General features: G+C 69.1%; 10 protein-coding genes. 7 read left to right on the top strand and 3 right to left on the bottom strand.

Annotation, left to right across the window (positions count from 1 at the left end):
* Nucleotides 1-29: 29 nt before the first annotated feature.
* On the bottom strand, nucleotides 30-329 hold the full coding sequence (locus MTF69_RS23355) for a hypothetical protein (protein WP_243337285.1): 300 nt from the start codon (nucleotides 327-329) through the stop codon (nucleotides 30-32).
* Between the two features lie 449 nt (nucleotides 330-778).
* Here MTF69_RS23355 and MTF69_RS23350 point away from each other — a divergent pair, with 449 nt between their 5' ends.
* Nucleotides 779-3184 (top strand): immune inhibitor A domain-containing protein, encoded by a 2406-nt coding sequence (locus tag MTF69_RS23350; RefSeq protein WP_243337284.1) that lies wholly within the window; start codon nucleotides 779-781, stop codon nucleotides 3182-3184.
* A gap of 111 nt (nucleotides 3185-3295) precedes the next feature.
* A complete protein-coding gene (locus MTF69_RS23345) occupies nucleotides 3296-3643 on the top strand; it encodes a hypothetical protein (protein WP_243337282.1) in 348 nt (115 codons plus the stop codon).
* Between the two features lie 107 nt (nucleotides 3644-3750).
* Here MTF69_RS23345 and MTF69_RS23340 read toward each other — a convergent pair whose 3' ends face one another.
* Both MTF69_RS23340 and MTF69_RS23335 read right to left on the bottom strand, forming a co-directional pair.
* Nucleotides 3751-4350 (bottom strand): nicotinamidase, encoded by a 600-nt coding sequence (locus MTF69_RS23340; RefSeq protein ID WP_243337281.1) that lies wholly within the window; start codon nucleotides 4348-4350, stop codon nucleotides 3751-3753.
* A 227-nt stretch (nucleotides 4351-4577) separates the two neighbouring features.
* A complete protein-coding gene (locus MTF69_RS23335) occupies nucleotides 4578-5906 on the bottom strand; it encodes a nicotinate phosphoribosyltransferase (protein ID WP_243337279.1) in 1329 nt (442 codons plus the stop codon).
* Nucleotides 5907-5987: 81 nt separating this feature from the next.
* On the opposite strand from MTF69_RS23335, the gene clpS reads away from it, so the two are divergent.
* The 5 genes from clpS (at nucleotide 5988) to MTF69_RS43780 (ending at nucleotide 9409) form a co-directional block, all read left to right on the top strand.
* Nucleotides 5988-6302, top strand: coding sequence for an ATP-dependent Clp protease adapter ClpS (gene clpS / locus MTF69_RS23330; RefSeq protein WP_243337276.1), 315 nt, complete (start codon nucleotides 5988-5990; stop codon nucleotides 6300-6302).
* On the top strand, nucleotides 6302-6916 hold the full coding sequence (locus MTF69_RS23325) for a DUF2017 domain-containing protein (protein WP_243337275.1): 615 nt from the start codon (nucleotides 6302-6304) through the stop codon (nucleotides 6914-6916). The genes clpS and MTF69_RS23325 overlap by 1 nt, the downstream gene beginning before the upstream one ends.
* A gap of 342 nt (nucleotides 6917-7258) precedes the next feature.
* Nucleotides 7259-8680 carry an amino acid permease gene (locus MTF69_RS23320; protein ID WP_243337273.1) on the top strand — a complete coding sequence of 474 codons (1422 nt, stop codon included), beginning with the start codon at nucleotides 7259-7261 and terminating at the stop codon, nucleotides 8678-8680.
* Between the two features lie 99 nt (nucleotides 8681-8779).
* Nucleotides 8780-9202, top strand: a complete 423-nt coding sequence (locus MTF69_RS23315) for a Mov34/MPN/PAD-1 family protein (protein ID WP_243337271.1) — start codon at nucleotides 8780-8782, stop codon at nucleotides 9200-9202.
* A gap of 99 nt (nucleotides 9203-9301) precedes the next feature.
* Nucleotides 9302-9409 carry a putative leader peptide gene (locus tag MTF69_RS43780; RefSeq protein ID WP_323182362.1) on the top strand — a complete coding sequence of 36 codons (108 nt, stop codon included), beginning with the start codon at nucleotides 9302-9304 and terminating at the stop codon, nucleotides 9407-9409.
* Nucleotides 9410-9430 lie beyond the last annotated feature (21 nt).

Raw genomic sequence — 9430 nt, 5'->3', positions numbered from 1 at the left:
GGGCGCGGGACCGGGCCGGTGGTGTCCGGTCAGTGGTGCACGGGGTGTTCGACCGAGGCCGCGGCAGGGGTCGAGGTGCCCGCCGCCACGTCCTGCGGCACCGTGTCGGGCACCGGTGAGGTGGTCCTCGTACGGGTCGCCGCGTGTCGCCCGCGCCGGCGCGGGAGCGGGACGGTGAGTGCGACGAGGAGCCCGAGGGCGAGGGCGGCGGCGGCGATGACCGCGACGCCGAGTCCCGTACTCGTCTGCGAGAGCAGCAGCATGGCGATCGTCGACACGATGACGGTGGCGGACCCGTAGGCGAGCTGTGCGGCAGTCGGACGCGGCATGGCGATTTCCGTCCTCGAAGCGGGAGGGGGAGTCGGCTCGGACCAGGTCTGGCGCCGAGTGACTCTACGACGGTGGATGCCCGAGCGGAACTGTCGGTAAGCGTGACCTCACTCATGCGACGGGAAGCAGCGGAGCACAGGGGGCGCACGGGGGGCATCCCCGGGGCCCGGGGGCGGGGAGGGGCGGATGGGGGCGACGGGGGCCGGTGGGGTCCGGTGGGGTCCGTCGGGGGGCCGGAAGTGCCGTTCGTCCCTTATGGCCGCGGAACGTCCGAATAGCGGAACTCGGTGACCGCATAGTGCAGTTGTAAGGAACAAGTCAAGGTCTGTCTTTTCTTGCGACTCTCCGGTCAAATGTCGTCACTTGAGACGCGCGCCGCACGGAACCCCCCACTCCTACGGAGAAGTTCCGCACCACCTTCGCGGCCGCGGGAGGGGAACGACATCAAGTGACCAGCAACTCGGCCAGAAGACGAGCGCTGCGCGCCGCCGCAATCGGCGTGACCCTGGCAGCGACGGCGGCCACCGGCGCCGCCTTCACGATGGCCACGGCAGACCCGGGTGCGAAGGTGTCTGCCGCGGAACGCCAGGACCCGACCGCTCCTTCCAAGGAGCAGGTCAAGCACAACCTCGAAGGCCCGTACAGCAAGCAGCAGGAGCAGGCCCGCAAGGCCGCCCTGGAGCAGGTGCTGAGCGGCAAGAAGGACGTCGAGCAGCGGGGCGCCTCCAAGGTCGTCAAGCTCGACGACAAGAAGTACGTCGAGCTCGGCCGCGAGAAGACCGACAAGATCTTCACGATCCTCGTCGACTTCGGCGACCAGGTGGACAGCACCACCATGTTCGACCCGGACGGCCCCGGCCCCAAGCCGCCGGTGACCAAGTACGGCGGCAACCCGGGCCCGCTGCACAACCAGATCGCCCAGCCCGACCGTGCGGTGAACAACAGCACGGCGTGGCGCAAGGACTTCAACCGCGCGTACTTCCAGGACCTGTACTTCGGTACCGGCAAGGGCAAGAACTCGCTGAAGACCTACTACGAGAAGACCTCCTCGGGCCGTTACTCGGTCGAGGGTGAGGTCGCCGACTGGGTCAAGGTCCCGTACAACGAGGCCCGTTACGGCTCGAACTACTGCGGCCAGTCCAACTGCGCCAACGTCTGGGATACGGTCAAGGACGGCGTGACCGCCTGGGCCGAGGCCCAGAAGAAGGCCGGCAAGACCGACGCCGAGATCAAGGCGCAGATGGCCCAGTACGACCTCTGGGACCGCTACGACTTCGACGGCGACGGCAACTTCAACGAGTCCGACGGCTACATCGACCACTTCCAGATCGTCCACGCGGGCGAGGACGAGTCGGCCGGCGGCGGCGTGCAGGGCACCAACGCCCTGTGGGCCCACCGCTGGTACGCCTACGGGACCGAGGCCGGCAAGAACGGCCCCGCGAACAACAAGGCCGGCGGCACCCAGATCGGCAACACCGGCATCTGGGTCGGCGACTACACGATGCAGCCCGAGAACGGCGGCCTCGGCGTCTTCGCGCACGAGTACGGCCACGACCTGGGCCTGCCCGACCTCTACGACACCTCCGGTGGCGGCGAGAACTCGGTCGGCTTCTGGTCCCTGATGTCGGCCGGCTCCTGGCTCGGCGAGGGCAAGGACTCCATAGGCGACCTCCCGGGCGACATGACCGCCTGGGACAAGTTCCAGCTGGGCTGGCTGAACTACGACGTGGCCAAGGCCGCGACGAAGTCCACCCACAAGCTGGGGGTCTCGGCGTACAACACCAAGGACAAGCAGGCGCTCCTCGTCGAGCTGCCGAAGAAGCCGGTCAAGACCGACATCGTCGCTCCCGCCGAGGGTTCCTCGCAGTGGTGGAGCAACATGGGTGACGACCTCAAGAACACCCTCACCCGCTCGGTCGACCTGACCGGCAAGTCCTCCGCGGCCCTGTCCCTCAAGGGCTGGTGGGACATCGAGGCGGAGTACGACTTCCTGTACACCGAGGTCTCCACCGACGGTGGCGCCACCTGGACCGCGCTGGCCGGCACCGCCGACGGCGTGGACATCCCGGTCGACGCCTCCAACAGCCCGTCGCTCACCGGCGTCTCGGGCAGCTGGAAGAACCTGAACTACTCGCTGAACGCCTACGCGGGCAAGAAGGTCGACCTCCGCTTCCGCTACCAGACGGACGGCGGCGCGGGCGGCAAGGGCTTCACCGGCGACGCCCTCAGCATCACGGCGGACGGTGCCACGCTGTTCACCGACGGTGCCGAGGCCGGCGACAACGGCTGGACCGGCAAGGGCTTCTCCCGCATCGGCGCCGGTTTCACCAAGGAGTACGCCCAGTACTACCTGGCCGAGAACCGCCGCTACGTCTCGTACGACAAGACCCTCAAGGTCGGTCCGTACAACTTCGGCTTCGCCAACACCAAGCCGAACTGGGTCGAGCACTACGCCTACCAGGACGGCCTCCTGATCTGGCAGTGGGACACCTCCCAGAAGGACAACAACACCAGCCAGCACCACGGCTCCGGTCTGATCCTTCCGATCGACGCCAACGCCAAGCCGATGAAGTGGTCGGACGGCACCCTGCTGCGCAACAAGATCCAGCCGTACGACGCCGCCTTCAGCGCGTACAAGACGGACGCGATCACCCTGCACAAGAACGGCTCGGAGCTCTTCCTGAAGCCGAAGCCCGCGCAGCTCGTCTTCGACGACCACAAGGGCAAGTACTTCTACGACGAGAACCCGACCGGCTCGGTGAAGGTCACTGACACCAACACCAAGATCAAGATCGTGAAGGAGACCTACGACGGTCTCGTCATGACGGTCGAGGTCGGCCCGTCCGTTCAGTAATTCAGTAAAACCGCAGGTCAAAGCATGATCGGCCGTCGCCCTCTAGCGGGCGGCGGCCGATCGCGTTTAGATGCGTGGGCTGAGTTTCTTATTGACGGGGGAGATGAAGACATGCCCGGTGGAGGTTTCGTCCGATTGCCAGGCGGCAGCGTGGTCGTCGCGCTCACGCTGCCCAGACCGTCCGTGGAAGGTGCCGTCGAGGGCGGCATCGAAGGCGGCATCGAAGGCGGCGCCGACGGTGGAAACGTCCGCGTGCTGGTGCACGCGGTGAACCGGGCCCGCGCCCTGACCAGGCTGCGGAACCTCGGACTGCGCGCCGTCTACCTGCGCGGCAACGCCCAGCCGCCCACCCCGGACGAGATCACGGCCGTCCTGCACCACCCCGACGGCCTGCTCTGGCGCTGCGCGCCGGACCGGGCGACGGAGCTGTGGCACCCGATCAGGGCCCTGCTGGGGTGAGCGGGCGGGGCTGAGCCGTCCGCAGGAGCCCCAGTAGCCCCAGTAGCCCCCAGTAGCCCGCAGGAGCCGCGCAGGCGTCCTGCGGGCGGCCCCCCCGGTGCCCGGTGTCAGCCGGCCACCACCGGGGTCCCGCTCAGCTCCACCCCGGCTTCCCGGAGCTCGGCCAGAGCGCGGGTCGTGGTGTGCGCGGCCACCCCGGCCGTGAGGTCCAGCAGCACGTGCGTACGGAACCCCGCGCGGGCCGCGTCCAGGGCGGTGGCCTTGACGCAGTGGTCGGTGGCGATGCCGACCACGTCGACCTCGGTGACCTGCCGGTCGCGGAGCCACTCCGTGAGCCCGCGGCCGTTCTCGTCCGCGCCCTCGAAGCCGCTGTACGCCGCTTCGTACGCCCCCTTGTCGAACACGGCGGCCACGGCCCCCGAGGCGATGGCGGGTGCGAAGTTCGGGTGGAAGCCCACGCCCTCGGTCCCGGCGACGCAGTGCACCGGCCAGGAGGTCTCGTAGTCCGGCCGGGCCGGGGGGTGCGCGAAGTGGGACCCGGGGTCGATGTGGTGGTCGCGGGTGGCGACGACGTGCCGGTAGCCGGCGGTGGCCTGGCCGATGAGCTCGGTGATGGCGGCGGCGATGTCGGCTCCGCCGGTGACCGCGAGGCTGCCGCCCTCGCAGAAGTCGTTCTGTACGTCGACGACGATCAGTGCGCGGTGCATGTCCGGTGCCCTTCGGCTTGGTGTGTGGTGGGCGGGGACCCTGCGGGGGCTCTTCCCCCACCCCGCCCCTTCCCGAAACTGGGGCTGCGCCCCAGACCCCGCAGGCGCACGTGCAGGCTGACGCGAGCCAAAATCCAGCCCCGCCGGCGTTTGAGGCGCGGGGTCCGGGGCGGAGCCCCAGGGGCCCCGGCCGCGCCGGGCTTCGCGGCCCCGCCCGGCTCCCGGCGCTACGCGTACTCGGTCGGGATCACGGCTTCGCCGCGTGAGAGCTGCGTCGCCGAGAGCGGCAGCCCCGCCAGGGCCTCGCGGTGGCGGTCGCGGGCCGCCTCCAGGGACTCGCGGGCCACCACCTCACCCGCCTTGACCAGCTGGACCAGGAGCTGCGTGTCGGCCAGCGCGGCCGGCACCGGCCCGGTCCCGAGGACCTCCGCCTCCGCGACCCCCTCGGAGTCGGTCCGCCGGGCCGCCCACTTGCGCCCCCCGATGGAGGTCTTGCCGCCCGAGGACTTCTTCGCGACCGGCACCAGCGGCGCCTTCGGATCGCCCGACGCGGCCCGCGCCACCAGCTTGTAGACCATCGAGCACGTCGGGTGCCCGCTGCCCGTCACCAGCTGGGTGCCGACGCCGTACGCGTCCACCGGAGCGGCCGCCAGCGAGGCGATCGCGTACTCGTCCAGGTCCGAGGTCACCACGATCTTGGTCTGCGTGGCTCCCAGCTCGTCGAGCTGCTGCCGCACCCGGTGCGCGACCAGCAGCAGGTCCCCGGAGTCGATCCGGACGGCGCCGAGGCCCGTCCCGGCGACCTCCACGGCGGTGCGGACCGCCTCCGCCACGTCGTAGGTGTCCACCAGCAGCGTGGTGCCGCTGCCCAGCGAGGCGACCTGGGCGGTGAAGGCGTCCCGCTCGCTGTCGTGCAGCAGGGTGAAGGCGTGCGCGCTGGTGCCGACCGTCGGGATCCCGTACCGGAAGCCGGCCGCCAGGTCCGAGGTCGAGGTGAAACCGCCGACGTACGCGGCGCGCGCCGAGGCGACGGCCGCCAGTTCGTGCGTGCGCCGGGCGCCCATCTCGACCAGCGGCCGTCCGCCCGCGGCCGTGGCCATCCGGGAGGCGGCCGCGGCGATCGCGGAGTCGTGGTTGAGGATCGACAGGATCACGGTCTCCAGCAGCACGCACTCGGCGAAGCTGCCCTCGACGCGCAGGACCGGCGAGCCGGGGAAGTAGACCTCGCCCTCCGGGTAGCCCCAGATGTCGCCGGAGAAGCGGTACGAGGCGAGCCAGTCGAGAGTGCGGGCGTCGATGACGCTGCGCTCGCGCAGGAACTCCAGTACGGCGCCGTCGAAGCGGAAGTTCTCCACCGCGTCGAGCACCCGGCCGGTCCCCGCGATCACCCCGTAGCGGCGCCCTTCGGGGAGCCGCCGGGTGAACACCTCGAAGACCGAGCGGCGGTCGGCCGTGCCGTTGGCCAGCGCGGCCTGCAACATCGTGAGCTCGTAATGGTCCGTGAAGAGCGCTGTCGACGGCACGTCCACCGGCAGGCCCAGGTCCGCAGGGTTCATGCGACGGATGCTAGCGCACATCTCGTCAAACTGACGAGATGTGGGGCCCCGTTTGTGCGACGGGCCCCCGTCAGTGGCAGCATGGGACAAGTGAGTGTTGCTCCCATTGAGATCGAACGCACCGAATCGGCCGAAGAGACCTTCGCGGTCCCCGAACCCGACGTCCCGTGGGTGACCCTGGTGCACAACGACCCGGTCAACCTCATGAGCTACGTGACGTACGTGTTCCAGGCCTACTTCGGCTACTCCAAGGACAAGGCGAACAAGCTGATGATGGACGTCCACCACAAGGGTCGGGCGGTCGTCTCCAGCGGCAGCCGTGAGGAGATGGAACGGGACGTGCAGGCCATGCACGGCTACGGCCTCTGGGCGACCATGTCCCAGGACCGCAACTGATGGGCGGCGTGTTCGAGCCCCTGAAGGCCGGCGGCGCCGCCATCGCGCTGGACGAGATCGAGATCTCGATCCTGCGCTCCCTGGCCGTGCAGCTGCTGGAGCTCATCGGCCCCGGCGAGCCGGAGCCCGATCCGGACGCCGACCCGCTGGCCGCGCTCTTCGCCGCCTCCGACGGCCCCACCGAGCCCCCCACCGACCCGGCCCTGGCCCGGCTCTTCCCCGACGCCTACGGCGGCCCGGAGACCGCGCCCGGCGCCGACGCGGAGGAGCTGCGGGCCCACTCGGCCGAGTTCCGCCGCTTCACCGAGAACGACCTGCGCACCCGCAAGCGGGAGGACGCGCTGGCCGTCGTACAGAGCCTGGACGGGCTGAGCCCGGCGGGCGACGGCGCGGCCGTCCTGGAGGTCGACGGGGAGCTGCGGCTGCGCTGGCTGGGCGCCCTGAACGACCTGCGGCTCACCATCGCGGCCCGCCTCGACATCACGGAGGACGACGAGAGCGCCGTGCTGTTCCGGCTGCCGGACGACGATCCGCGCAAGCCGATGGTGATGGCGTACCTCTGGCTCGGCGGTCTCCAGGAGACCCTCGTCGAGACGCTCGCCGGGACCCTCTGAGGGGTGCTCTCCGGAACCCTCTGAAGATCCTCAAGCGGGTCGGCCGTTCGCTCAGCGGACGCTCAAATCCGGATAACGATCAGATCACCACGATGTGGTGATCTGATCCATTTCAGGACCTCTGTCCTGATTTTTTTATGCCCTGCGTCACATTTTCCGCCCTCATGCACCGGTAAGCACGTGATAAATCTTCACGACGCCGACGGGGCGCCACCCATGCCCCCCGGCCTGCTTGAACCGGCTGACCGCCGGCGTGCAACTCCATCCGTATCCGGGGGGATCGAGGACCCGATCCGCAGCCAGTCATGGCGCGGGTCGGCGTGGAGAAAGGCGCACCAAGACATGACCTCCGTACAGGTCGACGAGCAGCAGCACGACACAGGCGAGGGCGACGGCTACCACCGCGCACTCGGAGCCCGCCAGATCCAGATGATCGCGATCGGCGGAGCCATCGGCACCGGCCTCTTCCTGGGCGCCGGCAAGGCCATCTCCAAAGCCGGCCCCAGCCTGATCCTGGCCTACGCCATCGCGGGCCTGGTCATCTTCTTCATCATGCGGGCCCTGGGCGAACTGCTCATGTACCGCCCGGTGTCCGGCTCCTTCTCGGACTACGCCCGGGAATTCCTCGGCCCCTTCTGGGGATACGTGACCGGCTGGACCTACTGGCTCTTCTGGGTGGTCACCGGCATCACCGAAGTCACCGCCGCGGCGCAGTACATGTCGTACTGGACCCATGACAGCTTCCCGCAATGGGCCTACGCGCTGATCTTCACCGTCATCCTCTACGGCGCCAACCTGATCTCCGTGAAGCTCTTCGGCGAGCTGGAGTTCTGGTTCTCCATGGTCAAGGTCACCGCCATCGTCGGCATGATCCTGATCTGCGCCGGCATCCTCACCATCGGCTTCTCCGACGCCGCGGACACCGCCACCGTCTCCAACCTCTGGAACGACGGCGGCTTCTTCCCCAAGGGCCTCGGCGGCACGCTGATGACCCTGCAGATCGTGATGTTCGCCTTCCTCGCCGTCGAACTGGTCGGCGTCACCGCCGGCGAGTCCAAGGACCCCGAGAAGACCCTGCCCAAGGCCATCAACACCGTGCCGTGGCGCATCGCCGTCTTCTACGTCGGCGCGCTCATCATGATCCTGTCGGTCGTCCCGTGGCACGAGTTCCAGCCCGGCGTCAGCCCCTTCGTCGCCGCCTTCGAGAAGATGGGCCTCGGCGTCGGCGCCGCGATCGTCAACTTCGTCGTCCTGACCGCGGCCCTGTCCTCCTGCAACTCGGGCATGTACTCCACCGGCCGCATGCTGCGCGACCTCGCCCTCAACGGCCAGGGCCCGAAGTTCTTCACCAGGCTCACCAAGAGCGGCACGCCGCTGATCGGCACCACCTTCTCGGCGTCCCTGATGCTGGTCGGCGTCTGGATCAACTACGTCGCCCCCGGCAAGGCCTTCGACTACGTCGTCTCCTTCGCCACCATCTCCGGCATGTGGGCCTGGATCATGATCCTGGTCTGCCAGATCCGCTACCGCGCCGCCTCCGACCGCGGCGACCTCCCCAGGTCCCCCTTCCGCGCCCCCGGCGCCCCGTACACGAGCTACTTCGCCCTGGCCTTCATCGGCATGGTCATCGTGATGATGGGCGTCGACAAGGACGCCCGGGTCTCGCTCTACTGCGCGCCCCTGTGGGGCCTGCTCCTGGGCGTCTGCTACCTGGTGATGAAGTCCCGCGACCCGCGCGGCGCCGCCTTCACCAAGGCCTCCTAGCGACCGCGAGCCCCTGCACGCAGGGGCCCGTGTCCAACATCCGGGCCCTCCCGTACCACTCCTCGGTACGGGAGGGCCCGTCTGCTTATCCTGTCGCTCATGCTGACCATCACCCAGGCTCTCCACGACCAGATCGTCGCGCACGCCCGTCAGGACCACCCCGACGAGGCCTGCGGCGTGGTGGCCGGCCCGGCGGGCACGGACCGCCCGGAGCGGTTCGTACCGATGCTGAACGCGGCCCGCTCGCCCACGTTCTACGAGTTCGACTCGAAGGACCTGCTCAAGCTCTACCGCGAGCTGGACGACCGGGACGAGGACCCCGTCGTCGTCTACCACTCGCACACCGCGACCGAGGCCTACCCCTCGCGCACGGACGTCACGTACGCGAACGAGCCCGGCGCCCACTACGTGCTGGTCTCCACCGCCGACAAGGACGGCCTGGGGGACTTCCAGTTCCGGTCGTACCGGATCGTCGAAGGCGTGATCACGGAGGAAGAAGTGCAGGTCGTAGCGGCCTACTGAGGCACCGACAGAGGGTTACTTCTCAGTATGTGAGCGATATCCGTCCACGATGCGGGATCACACTCCAAACCAGGGACCGGGAATCGTTAACATGACCGCATGGTTTCCCACGACGTGAGCATCGAGACGCCCGGCAGGCTGCTGCTTGTGGCGCGGCTGCACGTCGACCTGTGCCGCCTCGCCAGCGCCATCTGTACTGCCGCCTGAGCCCCCGGCGGCCCCTCGCGG

Source organism: Streptomyces sp. AP-93, from assembly GCF_022808175.1.
In the GTDB taxonomy this organism is placed as follows: domain Bacteria; phylum Actinomycetota; class Actinomycetes; order Streptomycetales; family Streptomycetaceae; genus Streptomyces.
Note: the sequence above shows the minus strand (reverse complement) of the source record. Positions and strands in the feature narration are given on the sequence as shown.